Below are 24,758 nucleotides of genomic sequence, written 5' to 3'. Positions count from 1 at the left end.
CAGGTGAGTCGCCAAAAGCGACTAAGCACCTTTTGGTCCTTTAGGTGTCTAGACCTTGAGTTGGTTGAGTGTGAGGTGTTTAGATAGCTCCACTCCAGGCTGATCATAGGCATTGATATTGTGATACTTTCCGAGCATTGCCGTTACCATTTCAAAATAAAAGAACAGGGAGCCTAAATCTTCTTCATCAAATTTTGTTAATTGGATGGTCAGAGATTCAATTCCTTCTTGCTTAAGAGCTGCTTGAGTGCCAATGGCCTGGGCCTTAAAAAGTTTTCCCATGGACTCATTCAATAAGAATTTAAAATCTTTGAAAAAGACTGTGCCCAATTTATCACCATAATTTTCTTCTCGATCAGATCTCATGAATATGACGAATTTATCTTTCTCCCCGTCCATCACTTGTTGAAGCATAGAATGCTGATCATTGGATCCTAACATCATTACAGGCGTGCTTACTCTGGGAGCAGGATTTCCATCCCATGTTTTTTTCTTAGCTAAGGACTCGGCCCACAGTTGCTGGAACCAAAGACCAAACGTTTTTAAAGATTCTGAGTAAATCCAAAGAATTGTAATCCACTCTTTTTTTTCAAAAGAAGTGGCAATTTGAGAACAAAATTCGACCAGAGACTTTTTATTCTTCAAAGCTTCTTTTGCACCATCAATAAAACCATCGACCTCAAGTCCAGCAAAAGCTGCCGGAAACATTCCCACCGGAGTGAGAACTGAGAATCTTCCGCCTACATCCTCTGGAATTTGAAGAACTGGAATTTTATTATTTACGGCCCATTTATATAAACCATTAGATGGTAGACCTCCAGTTTCAGTAACTACTGTCATTTGTTTTGTGAGATCTAAATTTTGTTTTTGATAAAATTCATGAACAAATTGCAGTTGCGCGAGTGTTTCTAATGTTCCGCCACTTTTTGAAATTGCGACCCAATGAATTTTCTTAAGGTCTTTAAGCTTTTTGATTTCTCTATCGAAGGAATAAGAATCTAAATTTTCAAAAAAGCTAATCTTATCTTTGCAATCAAAAGCTTGTGCAATGGCTTTGCCCCCCAGAGAACTGCCACCAACCCCCAATACGATCATATGATCAAATTGCGATTTGATTTCTTTTGCACGTTCTTTTGAAGATTTCAGCAATTCTGCATCATGCAGAATTCGTATAAATCCTGGATTATCCGCAATGACCTCATCGAAATGAGTCTCAAAAGCGGTTATCACAGGGGCATTTCTAGTGCTTTCTGACAGTTTGAACATATCTCACTATAAGAACAGAAAACTGCCAAAATTGTCAATTTGTCTAATGAATTAAAGTCTATATTTTAGTGTGGATTTACGATACGTCGACGTCTTCTTCGATACGATGATAGCCTCGCCACTCTTTTAAACGTGCAAAGGGCTGTAGAGCTCCTTCTGGGTAATCTAAAAGTACATACGTCAATTTTGTGAGTTTACCCAGTGAACCCATATCGAGTGATGTGAGCTCGGTCCACGTGCCCGTATTGAAATACTGTTTACCTCGCAACCACTGTCTGTAACGATAAACGTGGTTATGGCCAAACACCACGGTGTGAACACGTTCGTCTTTTAGAATTTTTTTAGCAGCCAAATCCAAATCTGGAAAGATAGATCTCTCAAAGAAAATTTTAATGATTTGTTTCCAAGAAAATCTCTTTCTTGGATCGGAAGAAAAAATTGCATCGAGCATAAATTTATATAACTTCACAATGGTGATGATCGTAAACTTAGGCTCTTGCAGAAGCGCCCATCTTATCATGGCCTTAAAAGGTCTTACTTTATCAATGTGTGGATTGATACGCTTGATTTTCAATACAAATTCCACAAAGAAAAATGATCCGAATGGCAAATTGAGAATGGGCTCAGGATATTCTTTTTTTACAAAGAATTTCTTAGGGTCAATTCTATTGGCAGGTTCATGCATATGACCATGCTCCACATGCACACCATCAAAGTAGTAGACGATATTTCTATAGCGAACATTTGTTCCTAAAGCTTGATTAAGATATTCTCTAGCTTGGGGCCAGAGCATTCCTTGATCGTGGTTACCCACAACATAGGTGATTGTGTTCTTTCCATTCTTAATGAAATTTTTAATGGCATTAAAAAAAATCGGATGTCCTTCTACGATTCTTTTCACAGTCTCTACCGTAATGGATTCTGTAATGACCGAAAGATAATGGCCGCGATAATCCACTTGCAAAAGATTGAGGATATCACCGTTCAATATCAGCTCGGCTTCGCAATCGGCGTATTCACCTGTCGTGTAATAATTAAGAAATTCTGCAAATCGCTCGTCGTAATAAAATTCTTCGAAAGAATTGATGTTTCCATCTTCTAAAACTTTTCCGGCACCCACATGCAGATCGCTCACTATCAGTTTGATTTTTCTCATCTGAGATCCACTTCTTCGCAAGCTCCTAAAGCACTAGCCTGCTAGATAAACTATGTTTCTGCTTAAGTTCTTGCCACAGTACATGGCCTCGTCTGCAACTTGTAGTATTTTTTCTTTTGTTTGCGCATGCTCTGGGAAACATGCCACACCAATGCTCAGAGTCACCTGCACCTTGCTGCCATTCATGATGAATGGCGTCTCACGCACACTCTTACAGATTCTATTTGCAACAATTGTCGCCTGCTCAGCATTAGTGTTGGTCAAAATCGTTAAAAATTCATCTCCGCCGTATCTAAAACAGAAATCCACCAGTCTTACGCTCTTTTTTATAATCTCACCGATCTCTTTTAAGATCTGTGATCCAACCATATGGCCATTCTTATCATTTACTAATTTAAAATGGTCCACGTCGATGAAGAGCACGCTAAATGATACATTTGAACGCTTGTATCTTTCAATTTCTTGATCCAATAAAATATTTAGATATCTTTGATTATATAATCCAGTAACATCATCAATAAAATTCAAAGCTTGAATTGCATCCACCTTATCAATCAAGTTCATTAGGCCATGAAGCCTTTGAATAAAGAAATAACGAAGAATTTCGTTATTTGCAAAATCTGCACTAAAGCCCTTAAACATAAAGCAATAATATCTATTCGACTTATCGGAAGGTAATTTTAGAAAAAGATTTTTTCCATCGATATGGAACTTTGCTTTAGAGAAATCAATGGTCTCGAATTTCTTTTTATATATATTAAATTCTTCTAGCGAGGTCTTATGTAGAGACAGAAACTTTTGCTTAGGTTTTTTAGCTGCCGGATCTGCTGGTAATTTTTTGGATTTTTCAAGCCAATAGAAAACCTGTTCAGAATGCAATTGATTCGCAAAAAAATTAAAAATTTCTGTGTAATGCTTAGGGCTTTTACTTTGGAGAACGAACTTCTCTAAGATTTCGAATTCGTCCATAAAATGTTTTAAAACATCCTGCTGCTTCATCTTGTACTTATGTCCCTGTTTTCTTTATTTCGCTCACATCTATGTCTTCATTTTCTAATAAAGTAAGAGCTAGTCTTAAAGCCTTAGTACTTCTTCTGATCTGTTCCTTTTGACTTTGAATATGATTATTCAATTCCCGGGCCTGAGCTTTATAACTATCCATTTCAAAGTGAAATTGATCCATTTGTTTCTTGAGGTCTAGGATCATTTCGTCTTTATTTGTAATGACGACGTCACCTTCGTGCTGGAGAATTTCAAGTCTATTTTGTAGTTCTCTTTCACGAACACGCACGTGCTGGATCTTTTCGCTCATCAAAGATTGGAATTCGTCGTTCTTTCTTTGGAGTTGATCTTTTTCTTTTTGGAGCTCATTAATGATTCTGTCTTTTAAAACACTTTCATCTTTCAGATTATCGACTTGAGCTTTTTGATCCATCTTGCTCATATCAATTTTGCGAGCAAGCTCATCGTACTTTTTTTGAAGTACGATTGCGGAAGTAGACAGTGTTTCATTTTCTGATTTTAATTCATCCACTTGTTTCTCAAGATTTTTTACTTTTCCTTGAGCAATTCTTAGGTATTCAGATTGTTTGATCGCCGCCTCTAGTGAGAATAGAGATGGATCAATATTGTCTTTGTTAAAGAAATTTTCTCTAGGAGCTGACGGAGTCACTTCACGAGTAGGATTTGGTTTGTACTCTTCTGGCTTTGTTATAGGTTCCGTGAGCTTAGATTTCTGAATGGAAATGGATTTCGTTTTTTCTTCTGCTGAAAGCACAGAGGTTTTATCTGGCTCAACAGATTTCAATGGATTTAGAACCGTAGTGTTTTGTTGAGACGAAGTTACCTTATCGTTTCCCAAGAAAAAATCTGCTAAATCATCTTTAGTTTTTTTGTTAGTCTTTCCACTCATTCTAGTTAAATTATCGGAAACAGAAGAGAATGTCTGAAGGTACGCCGTACCTTTTTGGTATTCAATGTGTCATTCTGGACTGAACCTTAGTATGGAAACTAGATCTGAACTACTTTTAAGAAGCTCTCAAATCTTGTTTTGATGTCTTGATCGTTAAGTTTAAGAACTCTATTAAGACCAAAGTCCTCCACCGTGTAAGAAGCAACCAATGATCCTTCAACGCAAGCTCGACGAAGGTTTGGCCAAGTGAGCTCGAGATTGTTCTTGGCAATGTATCCCATAAATCCTGCGGCAAATGTATCACCTGCGCCCGTTGGATCCGTGATATCAAGAAGTGGATAAGCGGGAAGCACAAAGAATTGATTTTGGAAATAAACCACAGATCCGTACTCACCTCTTTTGACCACAATCACTTGCGGTCCCATCTCTGAAAGTGCCTTGGCTGCGGCCATGACGTTGGGCTTACGAGTGAGCATCAATGCTTCCGTATTGTTTACAAAAATAATATTGGCTTTAGCTAAAACTTTTTTAAGGTCATCAAGCTTTGTCTCGATCCAAAAATTCATCGTATCTACCGCAACGATCTTTGGAGCGCTTGCTTGTTCTAAAACTTTCAATTGTAACTTTGGATCGATATTCGCTAAGAATACAACCGATGAAGATTTGAATTTCTCAGGAACTTTAGGGTCGAATGTTTCAAAGACATTCAAGTGAGTGGCAAGGGTTTGCGCCTCATTCATATCGTCTTTGTATTTACCTTCCCAGTGAAAGGTACTCCCTTTTTTCTTTTCAATACCAGACACATCAACACCGCGAGATCTTAACATTTCAATGCTAGACTCGTCGTAATCTTCGCCAACAACACCTACGATATTGATCTTAGTGTAGCGGCTAGCAACCACTGAAAAGTAATTTGCAGATCCTCCAAGGCATTTTTCTTTTGTGCCTTTGGGAGTTGAAATTGAATCGTACGCTAAACTTCCTACTACTAAAATCTCAGACATTGTCGTTACCCCGGTTTCTGGTCGATACTGCTTCTTCGAAGCAGTATCTTATTTTTATCTTACGCTGGTGATGTCATCACATCAGGAGTTAATCTTTTTGGTTTTCCTTCATATTCTGATTGGAGCTGTCCGCAAGCGGCATAGATATCTCTACCCATCGTTCGGCGAATCAACACGTGCATTCCCATTCTCATCAAGGCTTCTTGGAAATCCAAAACCTTAACTCGATCCGGTCTCTTAAACTCAGAACCAGGATGTTCATTAAACGGAATTAAATTGATTTTGCAAGAAATGCCTTTCGTTAGCTGCTTAATACGCTTTGCATCCTCAAGAGTGTCGTTTAAATCTTTAAGTAATACGTACTCAAATGTAATATCATCGCCAGTTTGCTGCTGATATTCTCGGCAACCCTGAATAAGTTCGGCCAGCGGATAACGCTTGTTGATTGGCATAATGTCGTCACGCATTTCATCTGTCGTTGCGTTCAGGCTTATCGCCAAACGCGCACCACTTTCTGCAATCAATTTAATATTGGGAACAATTCCTGAGGTCGAAACTGTCACTCTTTTTCTAGAGAAATTTCGGCCCCAAGGAGAGTTTAAAATTTTGATAGAGTTAAATACCGCTTCAGCATTATCGAGTGGCTCGCCCATTCCCATGAATACGATATTTGTAAGGATTTGGTCGCCTTCTAATTTTTCACCCGCTTGGATAAATTGAGAAACGATATCGCCCGCAGATAATCTTCTCTTTAGTTTTTGTTTTCCTGTAAAACAAAACTTGCAAGCCATATTACAGCCCACTTCGCTCGAAACACAAAGTGTAAGGCGATCTTTTGAAGGAATGATTACCGCTTCAAAAGAAAGTGGCGCATATTTTTCAGTTGCCGGAAGTTGAAATAAAAATTTCTGAGTGCCATCGATACTTTTTAAATGCGAAAGCAAATTCAACTTTCTGAATTCTAAAATTTTAGGAAGTTCAGCTCTTAAATCTTTTGAAAGATTCGTCATCTGTTCAAAATCTGTAATGCCTTTTTGATAAACCCAAGAATAAATTTGTTGAGCCCGGAATTTCTCTTTGCCGTATTTAGATAGAATTTCTTTTAATTGATCGAGAGTAAGATCAAAAAAGTTTTTGCGATCATAAACGATCGCCTCTTCTTCCGGCTCTGGAACGAATGGTTTAAACTCAGTGGTGTTTGTTGATGTATCAAGAGTCATTGAAATTTCCTTTCAGAGCATCCGACGTTTTTGTCTGGCGCTTTTAGCTTATTACAGCCGAGCCGTGCCTAGTTAGGAACAGCCGTATTCGAAGGCATGGTTCTACGAATAAACCCTTAAAATGACAAGCAATTTGTATTAGTTTTATGAATTCATGAGCGCTAGGATCTCTAATGCAATTTAATGCTTCCAGGCCGATTCCACTCGAAACTTTACATTTATTCTAAAAAAATAGATTTGCAACTTAACACTTTCAATCGAGAAGAGAGGTTTTCACTGAGAGTCATTGGATCTCTCACATTTTGTAAATCATCAGCCAATTCGGGAAAGGATCGAGCTAAATAAATCCACTTCTGCAATTGAGGAGATTCAGCAAACTGTCCACCTTGGACATAACGTTTGTCTACCGTGATCAGCACACGCGAGCCTTTGGCAATCGGAAGTTGCAGCATATTTCTTTGAAAAGCACGAATCCCTGCTTCCCCTGAAAATTGTGAAATATGCTCAATAGCATTTGATACATCCAATTCAGAAACCGTATATTTATTTTCTTTTAGATACAATGCGATTTTTGGCATTGAGAAATCTCCAGACAAACTTCCTCTCACCACCAAAAATCTTTTATCAAGAATCATTTTCTTAATATGATTATAATTTTCTTCGTTGGAAAAAAAAGTAGCCAGCCAAGATTTGTCGGATTGAGTATATTGTCTCAAACTGAAAACCCACATGAGCCACAACGACTGTTGATTTTCGCTGACGTTACCCTTAGGAAAAAATTCATGAAATTTCTTAATTAAGGGATCTTCCTGAAAACTTATAGGTTCTCTATTCATCAATTGCTGAATTCGATTAATAAATTGATCTTTAGATTGAATTTTTAGTTCATTTGGATTTCCACCCAATATTACACTTAGGAATTCCGCGAGACTGTACTTAGCAATGAGCTGTGCCAAAATGAGGTTGAACTCACGGACCTCATCACTGTAGTCCATAGCTATGAGCAAATCCCTTTTTAAAACTGCAGCTAAATTAAATGACCTCAAGGTTCCTACCGAAATTACCGCTGATCGATCGAGCTTAGCTCCTCCCTGATAATGCAAATAATTTCCAAATTCATTAGGAATGATAAATTTGCCATTGGCATTATTGTCTATCGCCTCAAAGGCCAGCCTCAACTCTCGCGATTCTGTATCAAAGTTAATTTCTTTTTTGACTGATTTTTTATATTGCTCATATTCTTCATCTACGGGAGGCTTCTGTTTTTGTCCAATAGCTGCCAAAGCCCCGACTGCCTTAGTCATATTATGATATCGCCAAATAAAATCATGCGGTATAGGCGCTCTTGTATCGTAGGAAGCCAACAAAAACTGCGGATATGCTTTAGAAGAAATACTTTTCCATTCTTGCTTCATGGAGTCGGTCAAAAATGAATCAACATATGTAAAAACGGCTTCCCTATTACGATAATGATCAACCTCTCTAGTTTGTCTGGGAATGGCAGTCGAAACGGGATCCGCACGAATCACCCTGACATGAGGGGGCAAATTAAGCTTACGAATTTCCTCTTCTGATAAGTGGAAATCCACCATGACTAACAGTGGCTCGCTGGATGACTGGGATAAAAGCATTCCATTAATTCTAGTTTGCATGAAGCCCTCTTGAGCCTGATCAGAAAAATAATAACGAACTTCTCTTCCTTCGGACATTTTAAAAGTATAGCTTCGGACATAATTCTTTTTGACTGCTGCAAGAGGATTTAGAATAAAATTAGAAGAGTGAACTGGTAACGTTAAAAGAAGGATGGATAGGACCAAAGGTGCTGAAAAATACCCGTAACTGAATAAATCACTGAAGCCATAAAATGAAAATAAACGTCTAACTTGAGGAGCGCTTCTTACTCTCTGATATCGTTCGAAAATTTGTTGGCTTAATACTCCCAAAGTTATCAAATTGAGCGATCCTTTGTTTAATAGATACCGTCCTAAAGTTTGTTGGATTAATTTCCAATATTATCAAACTCGAACTTCTTATAAGCTTTTTACTTAGCATGTAGTGTGCCTAGCTAAAAGTGGATTTATTTAGATTTAAAGACAAAAAGGTGTCTAGAGCATCAAAATCTATGCCATAAAAAGTTTCTAAAAATCGAAATCTACGATCAATTTGCAGGAAATGGTTTTGAGTGCAGCCTGGATATTGGCATTTGTAATTGGCTTTTTGAAAGGGCTTTAACTGAACGGCATTTGAGAGGGTTAAATTAGACAAACTTACAAGTTTTTTGTAAAAGTTCTAGGTCACCCTCTTTTAAGAAAGCTATAAATAATCTGTGTTTCAATAGAAGTGGTGTGTATTCTGCATATGATGATTATAAATAGTCTTAAGATTTAAGAGGAAAAAACATGTCAAAAATTATTTGCTTTAAAACCGTAATAACCGTGGCGTGCATTTTATCAGGGTCTCACTTCGCCAAAGCTAGCATCTGCAGCAGTCTATTCAGCAATATCACTCAAGATCACACATTCGCTGCAATGACTAATGTTCAAACCAAAAGCGTTCTTTTTTCGGGTACCATGAATGAAACAACTTCTGAAGGCCAATCTATCTACCTTGAAATGATATCTGTTAATTCTAGAAAAATCTCGGTAGCGATCCTCACTGGTAAAGGATACTCAGGTGCAAGTGATTTTTATCTTCAAAGTTCCACTACAGATAAAGTAACAGGCATCGCCACACGAAAATATATTGATAGTCAATACAGTGAGCTCATTATCTACGAAAACCTTAGAATGAATGAAAAAGAATTCTCATTAGTTTCTCACGCAGAAGCACAGGAAACCCTGAGATTCAATTTTACAGAAAGAGAAAGCGAGGCTCCAAAATTTGAATTCGAGGCGATCGCTTCTTTTAAAGGAATAGCAAAAAGAAATTTATCAGATCCTGAATTTACCCCTGTTGAAGTTACTAAAAAAGGAGTCGATGATTACTTTATTGATGTTACTATATTTGGGAAAACTTATGAACTGATCCTCGAAAAGACTTTTTCAAGAAGTGAATCTGATTATGGTCGCATGTATGTTCCTTTAGATAACTCGGGAGCTGTTACTTTGAAGGCAATAGAGATGAATGAGAAAACCAGTTACGTATTAAAGGTTAAAGACAACAGCTACGGAAGCAAAGGAATCGAAGAAACATACGAATTTAATACCGACCAAAATTAAAACTGATAAAAATCATGATATTTTGGAATAATTACCAACTAAAAACATGAGCAAAGAGATTTTTTTTCTACCACACAATTCGAAAAAATTGCTGATTCGTAGAGCCTTAGATAGCGATGTCCCTGCCTTACGAATACTTCTAAACTCTGCTTACAAAGAGCTTTCTGATAAGGGCTGGAACTTTACTGCCAGCTATCAAGATGACCAAGAGACCTTACAGCATATTCAAAGTCGGCGTGTATTTGTCGTATTTGAAGAAAAAGAGTTGATTGGAACTGTCAGTCTCAGAGATGAAAATTGGTTTACAAATCTCCATACAATGTACATTGGAAAGTTAGCTGTACATACTAAGTTAAAGAAAAGTGGTATTGGCACATCTCTCATGAAATTCGCTGAGGAAATTGCAAGTTACGATGGATATCATGGCATTCAGCTAGACACTGCGAAGCCAGCCGAACATCTTGTGAAATGGTATCAGAATCTAGGATATAAAATTATTGGCGATACTCAGTTTGAAGGAAAAACTTACGAATCTTGGATCTTCGAGAAAAAAACATCTACTTAACGCACTTGCGAAACGGAAATGTGCTTTACACCTTTTATTCTTTAAAAAATTTGGCGTCGTCGGCTTTGGTTCCTTTTTTGTGGGCTTCTTCATTTTTCTTGGCGACTTTGCCCGTGATACCTACCCATTCCGGGTAGAAGAACATTAAAAGAAAATAAACTACAATGAGTCCAATGATTAGGCATGCTTCAAACACAGGTAACTCCTTTAAAGTATCAAGAAGGATTATTCGCAAACGACGTTTTCAACTCTGAGATATCACAAGTTGCGCAACCAATTTTTGCCACCACTACCCCCGCGGCATGATTTGCGATCAAGCAACTTTCTCTGAGAGAAACTCCCGAACACCAAGCTAACGCCATGGCTGCCACTACGGTATCTCCCGCCCCTGTCACATCGAAAACTTCCCTCGCAACCGTTGGAACGGTATCAGATTTCCCATCTTCAAAAAAACTCATGCCTTCTTTTCCCCGAGTCACTACCATTTGTTTGGATCCAATGGCCTTCATCAGCGCATCGCCAACTTCCTTGTAAGAACTCGATACTCCCCTCAAATCATCTGCGGGAATCTTGGAAAGAATGATTGCCTCTTCTGCATTTGGAGTCATTAAATCTGATCCACGATAGTATTCGACAGGAGTACTCCTATGAGGATCGACGATGATTTTTTTATTTTTTTGTTTCGCAGACTTGATAATTTCTTGAATTAATTTTTCCGAAAAAACACCTTTCGCGTAATCCTGAAGAATCAAGCCCTCGCAATCCGGAATATTCTTCTGAACCATCTCTAAAACTTTTTTCTCAACGTCGGAACTCAAGAACCTCTTTTGCTCGTAATCCACTCTCACTACGTGATGATGCTCAGACATTACTCTTAATTTTTTTGTCGTTGGCCTTGAATTGTCCGTGACAAGATATTGATCCGAAACATTGGCTTCACGCAAAAGCTTTCTCAATTGATCGCCAGCATAATCATGGCCAACAACAGATATTAAAACCGCAACTCCACCCAAACTTTGAATATTTTGTGCAACATTTGTTGCAAGACCAAGTCTTTGTTCTTCTGAGTGCACTTCTACAACTGGAACTGGTGCTTCAGGTGAAATTCTTTTTACAGAACCGTTCACATATTCATCGAGGCCGATATCACCTACGACTAAGATTTTTTTATTTTTAAATTTTTGAATATGTTGTTCTAAGTTCATATTATACCTTTGCCATAATTTTTCTAAAGGAATTTAACACCGTCTCAACAGATAAAGTATCCATCACTGTTTTTCGATTGAAGTTATTATTTTGTATCTCAGGAGTCAAACTGTCTGCCTTTATTCCTCGTGGTCCCCACCTTATGGCGCGTTCAACGCCAATGGGGCTGTAAATTCCCAAACTAGGCACGCCGAGTGACGCAGCTATATGCAATACTCCTGTACTCGGTGCCAAAACACCTTTTGCATTTGAAAGTATAAGAGCGAGTTGCTTTAAAGATCCTTCTGGAAAGACAACACCATTATTATTTCGATATTCTTCTTTGATCGGGTCGACATATTTTTTATCACTAGGTCCCCCAGTAACTACAACAGTGTATGTTTTAGAAATTTCTTTGATAAATTCAATGTACTTTGAAATCGGCCAATTGAGCGCTGATCCCGCCATTCCTGGATGAACCACCACATAATCTATGTTTTGAATTTCCCACTGCGAAAGACCTATTTTCGGTAATGTTGAGTTGAGCTGAAGCGGTTTTAAATTTTTGAAATCCATTTTTTTTTGAGAAGCGGCTTCAACTAATTCCAAACCATAGTGAGCTTCGTGCTTTTCAGCCTTACTTCTTTTCTGCCTTAACCCTTTATTAAAGAATACAAAAGAATGAATTTTACTCAGAACGCCCACTCGAACAGGCACGCATGCTACCCAAACTGCAAATCCGACCCACCATGGCGCATGAAAAACGACAGATCGGTCGGGGTTTATTTTCTTAATTTCAGATACCATACGCTTAAATTCTGACCAGCTAAACTGCTTTTTAAAACTAACAAACTGTCTTTTTGGAGTCGCATTTTCAGGAAAGAACTCTAGACCCTGAGTTATAAACCACACAGTTTGATCTTCAGGATCGAAAACTTGGTCCACGGGAAGCGTTAAAACGAGGTCCCCGATTTTATCCATACGAATAAGTAAATTCTTTTTCATCTTTTAAAGTTTCTCTCTAAAGTTAGAATATTGTGAATGACACTTTATGGCAAGCTCGAGATCCGACCACTCATGACAAAGATAGACATCCATTTAAAATATGAGAAACTCTCTAACTATCTATAACCTACAAAGAGGACATCATGGAATCGCTAATAGCCGGACATTTATATCAAAACACATTACAAATTTTTAAGCGTGCAGCAGAACAAGTAAACCTCGATCCAAACGTGCGAGAAAGACTTGTTAAACCTAAAAGAGCTGTGATCGTTAGTGTTCCAATCCGATTAGAAGATCACTCCGTAAAAGTATTCCACGGATATCGCGTACAACACTCGCAAACACTTGGGCCCTTCAAAGGCGGGATTCGTTATCACCAAGGCGTAAATCTTTCTGAGGTTGCGGGTCTTGCAATGCTTATGACTTTCAAAAACTCTCTTCTGCAGCTTCCACTCGGTGGAGCAAAAGGTGGAATCACTTGTGATCCGACCAAAATGTCGCGCAACGAACTCCAGGCATTAACTCGTAGATACACTTCTGAAATCGCTCCATTCATCGGACCAGAAAAAGACATTCCAGCTCCAGATGTTGGAACCGATGGACAAACTATGGCTTGGTTAATGGACACATACTCACAACAAGCGGGTTACGCTGTAAACGGTGTTGTCACTGGTAAACCAATCGAAATCGGTGGTTCACTCGGTCGCATGGGCGCAACGGGTCTTGGAGTTGTATTCTGTCTACAAGAAGCCCTTACAAATCTTGGAAAGAAAATGGACCAAACAACTGTTGCTGTCCAAGGCTTCGGTAACGTGGGTTCACATGCGGCACTCTATGCATTCGAGAGAGGCGCAAAAATCGTGGCAGTTTCAGATGTTCAAGGTGCAATTGCAAATTCCAATGGCCTTGATATCAAAAAACTTTGGACACATTATCTTGCCAAGAAAACTTTTGATGGTTTCGATCAGCCGCATGAAAAAATCAATAATGAACAACTTCTCTCAATTAAATGCGATGCTCTTTTACCTAGTGCGCTTGATGGTGCGATTCACAAGGACAACGCCAACAGCATTCAAGCAAAATTGATTGTTGAGGGTGCCAACGGTCCTTGTACTGGAGAAGCAGACGTTATTCTTGCTAAAAAAGGCGTAACAATTGTTCCAGATATTTTGGCCAACGGTGGCGGCGTGATCGTTTCTTACTTTGAGTGGGTACAATCATTGGCTTCATTCTTCTGGAGTGAAGGCGAAGTGAACGAAAAACTTCATCAACAAATTACGACTGCATTCCATAGAGTCTGGGAATTCTCAAAGACCAATAATGTGGACATGAGAACCGCGGCAATGTGCGTGGCGATTAAGAGATTAGAAAAAGCAATGCTCTTAAGAGGACTATACCCACGATGATTAAAAGGTTTGAAAGACTCAAACCTTGGCTCATTCTTCCGACAAATCTTGGTCATAAGTTCAGTCCATTTTTTCTAAAAGCATATGGGCGCATTAGCCCTATGCGCACTTACACATGGAAGCCCTTCACGTGGAGGGGTTTGGATTTTACCAATCCCCTTGGCGTTGCTGGAGGCTTTGATAAAAATGCTGAGCTCATTGAGGAGCTTTGGACTCTGGGGGTTGGCTTCGTAGAAGTTGGAACCGTTACTCCAAATCATCAAAAGAAAAATCCTGGTAAAACCGTGGCTCGCAACACAAAATCCAAAGCTCTTTGGAACCAGCTCGGTTTTCCGAGTGAAGGTGCAGACATTGTAAAGAAAAGACTTCATTCCTTAAAGCAACCTCATTTCACTCCTGTGTTTGTGAACATTGGAAAAAATCGCGACACTCCAATGGAGAGAGCTTGTGATGATTATGTCAAACTCGTGAGAACTCTCGCTGGTTCTGCTGATGTATTTGTGATCAATATTAGTAGCCCGAACACCCCTCAATTGAGATCTCTTTTAAGCCCGGACAAGCTTCAAGATTTTTTATCCGTCATCATCGAAGAAAATCGTGATGCCAGCATTGGAACTCCAACTCCAATTCTTCTCAAACTTTCTCCTGACATGACAGAAGACGAACTCAGAAAAATTCTGGATGTGAGTATGGAAGCCGGAGTTGATGGCTGGATATTAACAAATACCACAATTGCTCGTGAAAACTGCCCTCCATTTCCTCAAACTGGCGGAGTTTCTGGATTGCCTCTGAAAGAAAAATCAAAATTGTTATTAAAAACAACAGTTCAACATCTCGGAAAAGATAAAAAAGATAAATTACTCGTCTCTGTCGGTGGCGTTATGACGTCCGAGGACGTCTTCGAGCGTTTAGCGATTGGCGCTGATCTTGTGCAAGTTTATTCAACACTTATCTTTGAAGGTCCCTTTTTCTTTAAAAAAGTCTTTCAAGATAGCCTTGAGTTTTATAAGATAAACAAATGACGATCAAAAAAAGACCAACGTGGATTCCCGTTGCAACTGGCTTTATCAGAAAAAATGGTCTTGTTCTCGTAGGTCAAAGACCCGAAGGACATAGCCTCGCTGGTCAATGGGAATTTCCTGGTGGAAAAATTGAATTGGGCGAAAACCCAGAGCAAGCCCTGAAAAGAGAACTCCACGAAGAGCTCGGAATCGAAGCCGAAGTCGGAGCCTTGAGACATTCTCATACTCACTCCTACGGTGATCGCGCAATTTTAATTTTATTCTTTGACGTCCAACTCTGGAAAGGCGAACCCAAAAGCCAACATCATACCGAGCTCAAATGGATTGATCCCAAAGACCTCGGCCAAATGGAAATCCCCGAGGCCAATCGCAAGATTTTACCTAAGCTTATGGAGCTTCTGAAGTAGGCATCGTCCTTGCAATAATTGTTTAGTCACATTACTGAGGCGAATTTACAGATTACCAAGGCAAAAAAATGACTAAAATCTCGACACTTTTGCATAAAAAAGCGCTCTTAGCAGCGGTCCTTACTTTATTGCAGATCATATCTATTTCTGGCTTTGCAGATGAACCTCGAGAATCTAAAGATTCTTATTATTTTAAACAGGAATTTATACCAGCTAGATTTAATTTTTTTTTAAAAGGAAAAGTTGAGAAACGTGCAAACCATATTATAAATAGCTTTGAAGCGAAAAATAACTATGCACCCGAGCATGACTTTGTTTACCAGGAATTTATAAATAACCTACATCTAGCTCCAAGATCGATGCATAACAAAATTTTTCAAGCTTTAAAATTGGTCGCAGAACATCTACAGTCAAAATATTCTGTAGAGCAAGGCTTTGCACAAGGGCGATACTTTGAAGAGATCGTTAAACTGACGTCCCAGGCTCGAGCTTATTTTTTAAGAACTGAAAACTTCTTAGGCATGAGATACTTTGACAATTATCACCTCGCAACAAGAGAAATTCTATCTGCCATGGTGAAGCCAATTGGAGTTCCGAATATTTCTAACGCTGGGGTATTAAATGTTAAAATTTTTGCGCCCGACAACAGTGATGAGTTGGAAAAGGCTTACCAGCAATTCAAGAAAGATATGCAGACCAGTGCTCGAAAAAAGAACATGAATGAGTATGATTATTTGATCGAAGGCGCCCGAAGTTTGAAAAATACATATTTAAGTACTCATATCTTAAGTAAAGAAAGTGCTCTATCCAATATGGATGCCTACGCTGAATTTTCTTTGAAATACTCGTTAGAAACCAACCATACTTTTACAATTCATTTTTTTAAAAAGTACATTTCGGAAATTAACTACGAAGAAAAACTCTTGAGGGAAGAACTTCAAAGGCAAAGTGACAACGATGGATTGAATAAAGCCAAAAATAAATTTAAAAGCCAAGTTAGATCAAATGTAAACGAAATTGAAAGTAACGATAGGGAATACGCAGAACTCTCTATTTTTGAAACTACAATCAAAATTTCTTACCGAATTTTAAACACCGAAAATGGCAATGTCTTTGCGATTGGCTCTAAATCTGGTAGAAAGAAAATCTACCTCCTTGAAGTCATTACACCTTCAGATTTCAGCAGCGAAGCCGTGAAAATCGCCACCGAAACTTTACTTCAGCATGAATCCGTACACGGAGTGATGTTTGAAAATCAACTCAAAGTCCCCTCAAAATTAAATTTGCAAAATTACGAAATAAGGTCATTAGGCCAAGGAAAAATCCTACTTCGCCCAAGACCACTTGTATGTTCAGCACTTTTTTCTTAGTATATAGAAATGTTAGGATTTTTTCGTAAAAGCAATATTCCAGATCAATTGAACATTTGTATGACTTCATACAAATTTCCGCTCTCTGAAAGAACTTCGGAATATGGATTCTTATTTCCTATTGCCAAAGGTTTGGTGCAAGCGGGCCACAAGGTGACGGTGATTTCTTCTCAATCCAATCCTACAACTTTTGAGATGGTCAAAGATGGTGTACAAATCCACTTCATTGATCCTAAGCTTCAGAGACGTACCAATTTTCCGACGGAAGTTCGCCGGAAATTCAGCGAACTTCACAAACTCAACAGATTCCATATCGTGCATAGCCTAGATTCCTCTGGCTCACCCATCGCTCGCAGAAGAAAGCTTTATAAATTGGCTACAGCCTTTGATGTGCGCGGCACGCAGCTCTCGCAAATGTTTTCTATTCTTTCTATGAAGCGCGAGAGTTTAAGCAATATGCTCAAAACTGATTTTGTCATGGTTTATAAGTTTTTAAGAACTTATTGGGGCACAGATCGCAAAGTTCTAAAGTCTGCCGATGCCGTGTTTGTTTCTTCACCTGCCGAAAGAATCGCGCTCGAAAGATACTACTACTATCCGGATGCAAGAATGTTCACCGTACCATACGGCGTTCAATTCAAATCAGATATTGATATTCAGGCCATCGAAAAAATCAGTCACAAATACAATCTGACTTCAGACAATCAATGCGTGGTGACGATCTCGGATATGACAAGTATTGATAGCATCAAAAATCTTCTCAAGGCTTTTCAAAAAGTTTCGATCAAAAAACCCGATGCAAGACTCATCATTTTGGGTCACGGCCCCCTTCTTCATCAATTGGAATATGAAGTTTACAGCCTCGCACTCGGCAGTAAAGTGATTCTCACCGGAGCTGTTACGGACGAACAAATTTTTGATTATATTTCGGTCGGACAAGTTTTTGTGAATCTGAGTTCTAGATCGACGGGCTTTGAGCCAAGTCTTTTGGTGGCAATGTCCCAGGGGAAAACCATTATCGGTTCTGAAACTAGCGCGATCTCTTCCATCGTGGAAGATGGAATCGAAGGGTTCTTGGTTCGTCCTGCAGATATTCAAACTTTATCACAATTGATTCTCGATATTTTCCGTGGACAGCTCAACACCCAAGAAATAGGAAAAAGAGCTTCATTAAAGGTAAAAGACCTTTTTGACACGGATAAAATGGTGAAAACAACCATCGACGCGTACAAGAAAATCCTCAATAGATCTCACTATTAAGCTTCTACGCCTCTTTTCGTGGCAACATAGCGTTATTTAGCAAAAAATTTAGGTCGAGGTCTACGATTCCCATTGAAATGCAAAAATCGCGGGGGCAGACTTAAACATAGGAATTAACTAATCATTTAAGGATTTTCATGACCAAAGCAGATCTTATCAATCTCATCTCAGAAAAAGCTGGAATCACAAGGGTCAAAGCAGAAACCGTAGTGAATACTATCTTCGATTCTATGGTTGAAGCCCTACAAAAAGGCGATCGTATTGAAATCAGAGGATTCGGATCTTTTGTAAATCGTAAATACGATGCTTACAAAGGAAGAAATCCAAGAACTGGCGAAGTGATCGAAGTTGAACAAAAGAAACTTCCATTTTTCAAAGTCGGAAAAGAATTAAAAGAAGAAATCAACGTGAATGCGGGAAAACCTTTACCTGAAGACGACGACTAATTGAATTCTCCCTGACTCTTTGCCTTTGGAGGTGCTTCCACTTCCTCAGGCGCGGGCTCCATTTCAGATCCTTCCATCGAAGCTCCATCATCCTCTTGAATTTGAATATCTTCAGCACCCTCTTCAAGTTGGTTTTTATCGTACTTAGAATTGAATTCCACTCTCCAGTTGACGTTCTTTAGGCTTTTAGAAACAGTAACGTATCCCCATTGTCCCACTTGAAAGACATAACCTTCTTCAAACTTGAGATAATAAAGACCATCAAGATCTGCTTTCAATTTGCTCTTGTAAGAAGCAAAACTGCTATCCACTCGAGTATTGAGGGCGGAGGTTTTAATGATATTCCAATCCGACTGAACTTTTTTGAAGAGCTGAATTTTTGCGATTTTTTTTGCCTTCTCTACGTTTTGAAGACCTTCTTTAATTTCCAGTAGATAACCTTGAAACTGGCTGGAATTCTCTAGCCCTTGTCCCAATTTTTTATCAAATTCTTTAGAATTAGTTCGCTTGAGCTTTGCTAAATCTTTTTTAACTGCGCGCTCATGAGCGGAGATCACGAGACCTTCTTTATCGGCCTGCTTCATCACCAAGTTGGGATTGATTCTTTCTACCCCTTCGCTTCTGTAAGCATAAGCCTTCGGAGTGCACAAAATGCAAAAAACTATAGCCAATAGTGCTTTGATCTCTAAAGTTATAAAACTCTTTGAAAACATTTTGCCTCTCACAGAATACCTGTGTATCAATGCAACACAGATGAATACCACCAGACAACAATACCTTAAATCAGAATGGAATCAATACCCTTTTTTAGAGCTCAAAGTCTTTACAGTTAGAGATTTTTTAAAGCATTTTGCAAAGCTCAATTCAGGTGAAAAAAAAATAAAAACTGATGATTTTTGGGTCGCAGGCAGGATCTTTAAAGGCGAAGCCCAGAATGGTGTTCATTATTCTATCGAAAGCCAAGACGAGACCCTCACTCTTGATTTTAGCTCCAATTGCAAACTTTCACAAAAATATCCCAACGATGAGATTTTATCTACGGGTGATCATGTTTTAGTAAGAGGTTATTGGAATGAAGTCCAAGTTGAAGGATTTGAAGTTCGTGTAAAAACAATCCGAGCGCACTCTCTGCAATTGTTGGCTCCATCGCACGAACCTTATTATCTAGAAAATTTTAATTTCAAACGCAGTAAACAATGGCAGCATTTTTTAAAATTGATTAGAAAAACTTTTGAGGTTTTAGATTTTACGGAAGTTCATACCCCAACACTTTTAAAAGCTCCTGGCACAGAACCTTTTTTGGATTTTTTCAAAACAGATTTAAAAATTAATAAATCCAAAGAAACATACTATCTTCCAACAAGCCCAGAACTTCATATGAAAAAATTGATCTCTGCTGGTTGGACGCGCATTTACGAAATCAAAAATTGCTTTAGAAACAACGAGGTCTCCGAGCATCACCAACCCGAATTCTGGATGCTAGAATGGTACAGAGCTTACTCACCTTTTGATGCTCTGGTGAAGGACATTCAGGGAATTCTAAATTATTTAAAACTTCATTGGCCCCACCCTATTGTGGGCCACGGATTACTAAAAATCACAACTGTGGCAGAGCTTTTTCAAGAGCACTGCGAATTTGAACTGACTCCAAAGACTACAAAAGAAGAGTTGGTAAACTTAGCTAAGAAACTTGCTATCTCAGTCAGTAAAGATGACAGCTGGAACGATATTTTCTTTAGAATCTTCTTAGAGAAAATTGAATTGTCATTGGGCTACGATGCTCCCACAATTGTAAAAAATTATCCACCGTCACAAGCTGCTCTTGCGAGAATCAATCCTGATGGTTGGGCAGATCGTTTTGAACTTTACTGGAAGGGTTTAGAAATCGCCAATGCCTTCCACGAATTGAATGACCCAGAAGAACAGCTGAGACGTTTTAAAGAAGAAATTGCTTTCAGAAAAAATCGCAGTGGCGAAGAGATTCCGGTGGATGAGGAGTTTATGACCGCATTGAGAGCGGGATTCCCTCCTACCGCAGGAATTGCCTTAGGCCTCGACAGATTATTTATGGCTTTAGTAGATATCAAAGACATTTCGAAAACTAGAGCCTTTCCAATTAAGAGTGATCAATGAAAGTTCTCGAAACCGAAAGATTAATTTTTAGACGTACAAATGATTCGGATGCTGAGTTCATGAAAAAATTAATGAATTCTCCTGGATTTATCGAAAACATTGGTGATCGCAATATCAAAACGCTTGAGGATGCTAAAGTTCATATTGCATCTAAATACACTGCCAGTTATGAAGCCAACGGTTACGGACTCTTTACAGTTGAACTCAGAAATAAAACTCCCATTGGAACTTGCGGGCTCGTTAAACGTGATCCAAAAGAAGATCCTGATATCGGTTTTGCATACCTTCCAGAATTTTGGGGTAAAGGTTACGCAATTGAAGCAGCACTTGGAGTTTTAGATTATTCGAAAAATATTTTAAAATTAAAACGCGTTCTTGGAATTACAATCCCTAGCAACATTGGCTCAATAAAAACTCTAGAAAAAGCAGGACTAAAATTTATAAAAATGTCCATCTCCGAAGTCGACGGCGCAGAAATTAGAGTCTACGAAATCCTATTGTAATCGATCTTATTCAATTAAGAAATCAAATGGCCTAAAAAATGCAAAAGCAGCTAGGCTAAACCTTGGCTATGGTAAGCACGGAAAACGGATTCTCGCGCGGGCACCCATTTAATTAATTTCCAAAGCTAAATCATTTAAGTACTTTTTCATAACCTCGACACGTTTTTTCCCAAGCTCTCTGCCAGCTTGAGTTTGCAGTATCTCGGCTGTCTTAAATAATTTTTGATAGAAATGATCGATGGTATATATTCTATCTTCTGGAGCTCGCGATTCACAGAAAGGATCCTTGTCACTATAGAATGGTCTTTTGAGTAATCCTGCTGTCGCAAAACATCTCGCAATTCCAATGGCTCCGATACCGTCTAGTCGATCTGCATCTTGGACAATTTTTGCCTCAAGAGTTTCACAAGGAATATTGGCACTAAAGCTATGGCAGGCAATTGCATGAGCAATCTCAGAATAAAATTCCTTTGGGTAGCCAATAGATTCAAGATATTTAATGGCTTCTTCCGCCGAAATTCTCGAAGCCATAGATCTCTTGGGACTATCCTTTGGAATGATCACAAAATCATGAAGCCACGCCGCCGGAACAACGATTTCCATCTTTCCATTTTCTTTTTCACAAATTTCTTTGGCAACTCTTACCACACGTTTAAAATGAAGCAAATCATGCGCCGGATCTTCCGCCGTAGCAATTTCTGAAATTTTCTTTTCAAATAATTCTTCCCAGTTCTTCATAGTTTATCCTCGACACGCAAATGTGGAACTTCTTTTCCAGAGATAGCCTTTTCGTTTATAATATGTAAAGTGATTGGCTTTAAGGGCTCTTTTCAGTTTTCCGGTGCATGCGTAGGTTCCAAAAGAACATTTTTTGTCCGCATTTTTCATTAGAAACTCGGTTAAGAATTCTTCGGTCCAAAAAGGTTCCATGGCTTTTGAACTGAAAAAATCATAAATCACGACATTGTATTTTTCACGATCTTGAGAATCCCAAGCGTCTTTGATTTTCCAATCTCCGGCTACAAAACTTGAAAGCATTTTGGATTTTATTTCTTCTCCAGAAATATCAAATACGTTGGCTGTCATTTCTAAAACGGAGTCATAAATTTTAAAAGGAACTATTTTTTCCTGAGAATTTTTTAGCCAAGCAATCAGAGCCTCGTTCAAATCATTGTTGGCTTCATAACTTGCCATTTTTAGAGGAGCATCAAACACAATCGAAAATGCCGCTGATAAAATTTCGTTGTACGCAATGCCAGTTCCCAGAGACAGTATTTGAGGGTGATCAAGCTTGGCAAAGCCCCATTGAATCGCCGGCCCGTAGATATATACACTCTCACCAAAGGCACCGCCAGAATGGTGCATTTTTTCATGTTGAAAATTGTCAGATCCAAAATTATCAAAGTAGGCCGTCGGACTGCCATCCTCGGTGAGAATAAATTCAATGGTTTTACTCATAAAAATTACCTTAAAAACGTTTGAGCTAGCAATATTCGAGAATATCATTTAGATCAAGGTTCATGTCAGTATTTGACTAAGTAAAGGATCAGATGCAGAAACAGTGGTTAAACCGTCCCTATTACTCTATTGGCGATTATTATCGCGAAAAGTTTGGGGAAAGAGTTTCAAAAATTTCGGTAAACGTAGCTGATACCTGTCCGAATCGCTTAGGCTTGAAAGGCATGCAAACTTGCACATTCTGCGACGTTTGGGGTTCTGCGGCTTATGCCGAACAACGTGAATTCACTCTGAAACAGCAGATTGAAAACGTTAAAGAAAAAATTCTCGGCATGACCAAGTACAATAAATTCCTCGTATACTTTCAATCCTATACAAATTCTTTTACGGCCATCAGAAATCTCGAAGCCATGTACGAAGAAGCTCTCAAGCATCCAGGTGTAGTGGGTATCGTGATCGGTACTCGCCCGGACTGCATTTCGCCAGCCCTTATCAATCTCTGGAAAAAATTCTCAGAAAAAACTTATGTTTCTATTGAACTTGGCGCGCAGACTTTCTACGAAGACTTTTTAGAGTTCGAAAAGCGCGGCCACTCGGCACAAAATACGTTGGATACGATTTATAAGTTAGCGGATATTCCAAATTTGGATATTGGTTTGCATTTTATCTTTGGACACCCTGGAGAAACCATTGAGCACGTGATCGAACAAGCCAAGTTTGCAGCTCAACTGCCGATACAAAACGTAAAGCTTCATAATCTACACGTCTTAAAAAACACCAAACTTGAAAAATTTTACGAACAAGGACTTTTCCAACCTATTGAACTCGAAGAATACTCTGCCAAAGTCGCCGCCTTTATCGCTCATTTACCACAAAACATCGCGGTTCAGCGCTTAAGCGCTCTCTCTTCTCGCTGGGACGAATTGATTGCCCCTCAATGGACCATGCACAAAATGACAGTTTTCCAGGGAATCATCGATTACATGAATGCAAAAGGAGCCTATCAAGGCCAAAAGTATATACCCGAAACCTCGACTCTCAGTGACTTTAGAACTTTGCCTTTGCCGTTTAAAGAAAAAATCTTTGACCAAACCTCTTTTGAAACACTTCTTAAAACTCTGCCACCGGGTTAATCATAACTAGACCTAAAAAATGCAAAAGCAGCCTGCGCGAGATCTGCTTTTGAGCGAACCCTCTGCTTCCCGATCACACAAATAAAGATTGTCATCCCGCGTAGTCGCTCGCAAAATCCTTAATCTGCATGCTAGTCTGCCCGCATGGAATTACAGCAAAAAACAACCACTTCAAATTTGGGGAACCTTATGAACAATACAAGAGACATTAGCGAACTCTCAACGTCTCAAGAATTTATTGCAAGACACATTGGCCCTTCAGAAAAAGAAATCAATGAAATGCTAAAAGCTTTAAAGCTTAGCTCTTTAGAAGAGCTTGTCGAAAAAACTGTTCCAAAAAATATTTTGAATAAAGCCCCTCTTAATATTTCACCATCGCTTTCTGAAAATGATGCTCTTAAAAAATTAAAAACAATCATGTCTAAGAACAAAGTTTTCAAACATTATCTTGGCATGGGTTATTACGACACCATCACTCCCAATGTGATTTTAAGAAACGTGCTGGAGAATCCTTCTTGGTACACGCAGTACACTCCGTACCAAGCAGAAATTTCGCAAGGAAGATTGGAAGTTCTTTTAAATTTCCAAACGATCACTTCGGAACTAACAGGCTTACCTGTTTCCAATGCCTCACTTCTTGACGAAGCCACAGCCTGTGCCGAAGCGATGACCTTTGCACAAGCGCTCGCTCCTGGAAAAGACAGAGACACTTTCTTCGTAGATCAAAACTGCCATCCGCAAAATATTGAACTCATCCAAACAAGAGCGAAACCTTTAAACATCAACGTTGTGATTGGAGATTTCAAAACTTTTAATTTTTCAGAAAAAGTTTTTGGAGCGATTGTTCAATACCCAACAACCTATGGAAATATCGAAGACTACAAATCCTTTGCGATGAAAGCTAAAGAACACAAAGCACTTGTCACTGCGGCTTGTGATCTAATGGCTTTAACTCTAATTACTCCTCCTGGAGAATGGGGTGCTGATGTTGCTGTCGGAAGCACACAACGTTTTGGCGTTCCGATGGGTTACGGTGGCCCTCACGCTGCTTTCTTTGCAACAAAAGACGAATACAAACGTAGAATCCCC

General features: G+C 38.9%; 25 protein-coding genes. 12 read left to right on the top strand and 13 right to left on the bottom strand.

Features of this window, described 5'->3' with window-relative positions; translation table 11 throughout:
- Window positions 1–48: 48 nt before the first annotated feature.
- From V4596_13215 to V4596_13185, 7 genes are all read right to left on the bottom strand, one after another.
- The gene (locus V4596_13215; GenBank protein MES2770098.1) at window positions 49–1,266 is read right to left on the bottom strand and encodes a glucose-6-phosphate isomerase; all 1,218 of its coding nucleotides are present in this window, start codon (window positions 1,264–1,266) and stop codon (window positions 49–51) included.
- 76 nt (window positions 1,267–1,342) lie between these two features.
- Complete coding sequence (locus V4596_13210) at window positions 1,343–2,422, bottom strand: hypothetical protein (protein ID MES2770097.1); 1,080 nt, start codon at window positions 2,420–2,422, stop codon at window positions 1,343–1,345.
- A 33-nt stretch (window positions 2,423–2,455) separates the two neighbouring features.
- The gene (locus V4596_13205; GenBank protein MES2770096.1) at window positions 2,456–3,421 is read right to left on the bottom strand and encodes a GGDEF domain-containing protein; all 966 of its coding nucleotides are present in this window, start codon (window positions 3,419–3,421) and stop codon (window positions 2,456–2,458) included.
- A gap of 7 nt (window positions 3,422–3,428) precedes the next feature.
- Entirely contained in the window at window positions 3,429–4,334 is a 906-nt protein-coding gene (locus V4596_13200; protein MES2770095.1) for a hypothetical protein, read from the bottom strand.
- A 98-nt stretch (window positions 4,335–4,432) separates the two neighbouring features.
- Window positions 4,433–5,338: a PfkB family carbohydrate kinase gene (locus V4596_13195; GenBank protein MES2770094.1), complete on the bottom strand. Its 906-nt coding sequence runs from the start codon at window positions 5,336–5,338 to the stop codon at window positions 4,433–4,435.
- Between the two features lie 59 nt (window positions 5,339–5,397).
- A complete protein-coding gene (gene rlmN / locus V4596_13190) occupies window positions 5,398–6,558 on the bottom strand; it encodes a 23S rRNA (adenine(2503)-C(2))-methyltransferase RlmN (protein MES2770093.1) in 1,161 nt (386 codons plus the stop codon).
- Between the two features lie 218 nt (window positions 6,559–6,776).
- Window positions 6,777–8,501 (bottom strand): hypothetical protein, encoded by a 1,725-nt coding sequence (locus V4596_13185; protein ID MES2770092.1) that lies wholly within the window; start codon window positions 8,499–8,501, stop codon window positions 6,777–6,779.
- A gap of 456 nt (window positions 8,502–8,957) precedes the next feature.
- Here V4596_13185 and V4596_13180 point away from each other — a divergent pair, with 456 nt between their 5' ends.
- On the top strand, window positions 8,958–9,776 hold the full coding sequence (locus V4596_13180) for a hypothetical protein (GenBank protein MES2770091.1): 819 nt from the start codon (window positions 8,958–8,960) through the stop codon (window positions 9,774–9,776).
- 46 nt (window positions 9,777–9,822) lie between these two features.
- Window positions 9,823–10,341, top strand: coding sequence for a GNAT family N-acetyltransferase (locus tag V4596_13175; protein MES2770090.1), 519 nt, complete (start codon window positions 9,823–9,825; stop codon window positions 10,339–10,341).
- A 34-nt stretch (window positions 10,342–10,375) separates the two neighbouring features.
- On the opposite strand, the gene V4596_13170 is transcribed toward V4596_13175, so the two are convergent.
- The 3 genes from V4596_13170 to V4596_13160 are packed head-to-tail and all read right to left on the bottom strand — an operon-like array spanning window position 10,376 to window position 12,531.
- The gene (locus tag V4596_13170; protein MES2770089.1) at window positions 10,376–10,537 is read right to left on the bottom strand and encodes a hypothetical protein; all 162 of its coding nucleotides are present in this window, start codon (window positions 10,535–10,537) and stop codon (window positions 10,376–10,378) included.
- A 19-nt stretch (window positions 10,538–10,556) separates the two neighbouring features.
- Window positions 10,557–11,546: a D-glycero-beta-D-manno-heptose-7-phosphate kinase gene (rfaE1, locus tag V4596_13165; protein ID MES2770088.1), complete on the bottom strand. Its 990-nt coding sequence runs from the start codon at window positions 11,544–11,546 to the stop codon at window positions 10,557–10,559.
- A gap of 1 nt (window position 11,547) precedes the next feature.
- Window positions 11,548–12,531 (bottom strand): glycosyltransferase family 9 protein, encoded by a 984-nt coding sequence (locus V4596_13160; protein MES2770087.1) that lies wholly within the window; start codon window positions 12,529–12,531, stop codon window positions 11,548–11,550.
- A gap of 143 nt (window positions 12,532–12,674) precedes the next feature.
- On the opposite strand from V4596_13160, the gene V4596_13155 reads away from it, so the two are divergent.
- The 6 genes from V4596_13155 (at window position 12,675) to V4596_13130 (ending at window position 18,442) form a co-directional block, all read left to right on the top strand.
- Window positions 12,675–13,937: a Glu/Leu/Phe/Val dehydrogenase gene (locus V4596_13155; GenBank protein MES2770086.1), complete on the top strand. Its 1,263-nt coding sequence runs from the start codon at window positions 12,675–12,677 to the stop codon at window positions 13,935–13,937.
- Window positions 13,934–14,959: a quinone-dependent dihydroorotate dehydrogenase gene (locus V4596_13150; protein MES2770085.1), complete on the top strand. Its 1,026-nt coding sequence runs from the start codon at window positions 13,934–13,936 to the stop codon at window positions 14,957–14,959. Before V4596_13155 ends, V4596_13150 begins: the two co-directional genes overlap by 4 nt.
- Window positions 14,956–15,366, top strand: coding sequence for an 8-oxo-dGTP diphosphatase MutT (gene mutT, locus V4596_13145; GenBank protein ID MES2770084.1), 411 nt, complete (start codon window positions 14,956–14,958; stop codon window positions 15,364–15,366). The genes V4596_13150 and mutT overlap by 4 nt, the downstream gene beginning before the upstream one ends.
- A gap of 68 nt (window positions 15,367–15,434) precedes the next feature.
- Entirely contained in the window at window positions 15,435–16,736 is a 1,302-nt protein-coding gene (locus V4596_13140) for a hypothetical protein (GenBank protein MES2770083.1), read from the top strand.
- A 9-nt stretch (window positions 16,737–16,745) separates the two neighbouring features.
- Window positions 16,746–17,996: a glycosyltransferase family 4 protein gene (locus V4596_13135; protein MES2770082.1), complete on the top strand. Its 1,251-nt coding sequence runs from the start codon at window positions 16,746–16,748 to the stop codon at window positions 17,994–17,996.
- Window positions 17,997–18,133: 137 nt separating this feature from the next.
- On the top strand, window positions 18,134–18,442 hold the full coding sequence (locus V4596_13130; protein MES2770081.1) for an HU family DNA-binding protein: 309 nt from the start codon (window positions 18,134–18,136) through the stop codon (window positions 18,440–18,442).
- On the opposite strand, the gene V4596_13125 is transcribed toward V4596_13130, so the two are convergent.
- On the bottom strand, window positions 18,439–19,113 hold the full coding sequence (locus V4596_13125) for a hypothetical protein (protein MES2770080.1): 675 nt from the start codon (window positions 19,111–19,113) through the stop codon (window positions 18,439–18,441). The two genes, V4596_13130 and V4596_13125, sit on opposite strands and share 4 nt — an antisense overlap.
- On the opposite strand from V4596_13125, the gene epmA reads away from it, so the two are divergent.
- Together epmA and V4596_13115 are read left to right on the top strand one after the other, a co-directional pair.
- Window positions 19,094–20,575 (top strand): EF-P lysine aminoacylase EpmA, encoded by a 1,482-nt coding sequence (gene epmA / locus V4596_13120; GenBank protein MES2770079.1) that lies wholly within the window; start codon window positions 19,094–19,096, stop codon window positions 20,573–20,575. The two genes, V4596_13125 and epmA, sit on opposite strands and share 20 nt — an antisense overlap.
- Window positions 20,572–21,078 (top strand): GNAT family N-acetyltransferase, encoded by a 507-nt coding sequence (locus V4596_13115; GenBank protein MES2770078.1) that lies wholly within the window; start codon window positions 20,572–20,574, stop codon window positions 21,076–21,078. Before epmA ends, V4596_13115 begins: the two co-directional genes overlap by 4 nt.
- Before the next feature lie 108 nt (window positions 21,079–21,186).
- Here V4596_13115 and V4596_13110 read toward each other — a convergent pair whose 3' ends face one another.
- Together V4596_13110 and V4596_13105 are read right to left on the bottom strand one after the other, a co-directional pair.
- Entirely contained in the window at window positions 21,187–21,816 is a 630-nt protein-coding gene (locus V4596_13110; GenBank protein MES2770077.1) for an HD domain-containing protein, read from the bottom strand.
- Window positions 21,817–21,819: 3 nt separating this feature from the next.
- Window positions 21,820–22,536 (bottom strand): MnmC family methyltransferase, encoded by a 717-nt coding sequence (locus V4596_13105; protein ID MES2770076.1) that lies wholly within the window; start codon window positions 22,534–22,536, stop codon window positions 21,820–21,822.
- Window positions 22,537–22,628: 92 nt separating this feature from the next.
- Here V4596_13105 and V4596_13100 point away from each other — a divergent pair, with 92 nt between their 5' ends.
- Together V4596_13100 and V4596_13095 are read left to right on the top strand one after the other, a co-directional pair.
- Window positions 22,629–23,669 (top strand): TIGR01212 family radical SAM protein, encoded by a 1,041-nt coding sequence (locus V4596_13100; GenBank protein ID MES2770075.1) that lies wholly within the window; start codon window positions 22,629–22,631, stop codon window positions 23,667–23,669.
- Window positions 23,670–23,858: 189 nt separating this feature from the next.
- The coding region (locus tag V4596_13095; GenBank protein ID MES2770074.1) for a glycine dehydrogenase (aminomethyl-transferring) at window positions 23,859–24,758 on the top strand (900 nt) is incomplete at its 3' end.

The organism is Bdellovibrionota bacterium, assembly GCA_040386775.1.
Lineage (GTDB): Bacteria > Bdellovibrionota > Bdellovibrionia > Bdellovibrionales > JAEYZS01 > JAEYZS01.
The sequence above is the reverse complement of the archived record's forward strand: the minus strand, read 5'-3'. Positions and strand labels throughout refer to the sequence as shown.

Coding starts and splice junctions, on each gene's coding strand:
- V4596_13215 (MES2770098.1), bottom strand. CDS start 1,266: ATGTTCAAACTGTCAGAAAGCACTAGAAATGCCCCTGTGATAACCGCT.
- V4596_13210 (MES2770097.1), bottom strand. CDS start 2,422: ATGAGAAAAATCAAACTGATAGTGAGCGATCTGCATGTGGGTGCCGGA.
- V4596_13205 (MES2770096.1), bottom strand. CDS start 3,421: ATGAAGCAGCAGGATGTTTTAAAACATTTTATGGACGAATTCGAAATC.
- V4596_13200 (MES2770095.1), bottom strand. CDS start 4,334: ATGAGTGGAAAGACTAACAAAAAAACTAAAGATGATTTAGCAGATTTT.
- V4596_13195 (MES2770094.1), bottom strand. CDS start 5,338: ATGTCTGAGATTTTAGTAGTAGGAAGTTTAGCGTACGATTCAATTTCA.
- rlmN (MES2770093.1), bottom strand. CDS start 6,558: ATGACTCTTGATACATCAACAAACACCACTGAGTTTAAACCATTCGTT.
- V4596_13180 (MES2770091.1), top strand. CDS start 8,958: ATGTCAAAAATTATTTGCTTTAAAACCGTAATAACCGTGGCGTGCATT.
- V4596_13175 (MES2770090.1), top strand. CDS start 9,823: ATGAGCAAAGAGATTTTTTTTCTACCACACAATTCGAAAAAATTGCTG.
- rfaE1 (MES2770088.1), bottom strand. CDS start 11,546: ATGAACTTAGAACAACATATTCAAAAATTTAAAAATAAAAAAATCTTA.
- V4596_13160 (MES2770087.1), bottom strand. CDS start 12,531: ATGAAAAAGAATTTACTTATTCGTATGGATAAAATCGGGGACCTCGTT.
- V4596_13155 (MES2770086.1), top strand. CDS start 12,675: ATGGAATCGCTAATAGCCGGACATTTATATCAAAACACATTACAAATT.
- V4596_13150 (MES2770085.1), top strand. CDS start 13,934: ATGATTAAAAGGTTTGAAAGACTCAAACCTTGGCTCATTCTTCCGACA.
- mutT (MES2770084.1), top strand. CDS start 14,956: ATGACGATCAAAAAAAGACCAACGTGGATTCCCGTTGCAACTGGCTTT.
- V4596_13140 (MES2770083.1), top strand. CDS start 15,435: ATGACTAAAATCTCGACACTTTTGCATAAAAAAGCGCTCTTAGCAGCG.
- V4596_13135 (MES2770082.1), top strand. CDS start 16,746: ATGTTAGGATTTTTTCGTAAAAGCAATATTCCAGATCAATTGAACATT.
- V4596_13130 (MES2770081.1), top strand. CDS start 18,134: ATGACCAAAGCAGATCTTATCAATCTCATCTCAGAAAAAGCTGGAATC.
- epmA (MES2770079.1), top strand. CDS start 19,094: ATGCAAAAAACTATAGCCAATAGTGCTTTGATCTCTAAAGTTATAAAA.
- V4596_13115 (MES2770078.1), top strand. CDS start 20,572: ATGAAAGTTCTCGAAACCGAAAGATTAATTTTTAGACGTACAAATGAT.
- V4596_13110 (MES2770077.1), bottom strand. CDS start 21,816: ATGAAGAACTGGGAAGAATTATTTGAAAAGAAAATTTCAGAAATTGCT.
- V4596_13105 (MES2770076.1), bottom strand. CDS start 22,536: ATGAGTAAAACCATTGAATTTATTCTCACCGAGGATGGCAGTCCGACG.
- V4596_13100 (MES2770075.1), top strand. CDS start 22,629: ATGCAGAAACAGTGGTTAAACCGTCCCTATTACTCTATTGGCGATTAT.